Source organism: Vibrio sp. 2130-1 (genome assembly GCF_033339515.1).
Window position 1 is genome coordinate 1 of sequence record NZ_JAWOUT010000336.1, and the last position, 668, is coordinate 668.

General features: G+C 49.0%; 1 protein-coding gene. It reads right to left on the reverse strand.

Annotated features, from left to right (window positions below; all coding sequences use genetic code 11):
• The coding region (locus R7Q09_RS26065) for a COG3650 family protein (RefSeq protein WP_411913126.1) at nucleotides 1-668 on the reverse strand (668 nt) is incomplete at both ends.

The window sequence follows — 668 nt, forward strand, 5'->3', positions numbered from 1 at the left end:
GTGGCGCTGTGGTCAGGGTTTAAGGTCATTTGCACCTCAAAACCTTGTGATTGCGTTGAGGTGGCTACATAGGTATTTGCCCAGCCAAGTGTTGCATCAACGTTCGCGGCCATGCCACACCCTTGGTAAGTGTTTCCATCGTGTTTGAGTGTTGCTTTCCAGCCATACAAAGAGTCGCTCATGGTGTCTGAACAGAGGTTTTCCGTCATACGCAGTTCACCATCATCAAGCCTATAAGTGCGTTGGCGCGGCTGCAGTTGACTGCTTTGAATAGGCAGCATTTCGGTGGTTTTTCCCATCTGTTGGAACTTAAGCGCATTGGCTTCAAAACTGGCTGCCCAAGACGGCTCGTTGCCAAATACACGCGTCGGTTTTTGCGGTTGGCTGCAACGATTTGGGTTTTCGGTAGTGAGGAAGTTCACTTGCTCAACCACAAAGTTGGCGTCGAAATCCGCAGAGAAACCATCAATGCCCGGAGGATTAAGATGACCGATGACTTCGCCATACATGGTTTGGTACGGTTCATTGCCGAGCTTAATGGCGCGTTGAATTTGTTGTGGTGACAGTTGCAACCAATATTGTTTGTCGCTGCCGCAAGGCATGATGTATTGGCTTTCATGGCCGATGATTACTTTGCCGCGCAACATAAAAGTTTGAGGTTGAATGGT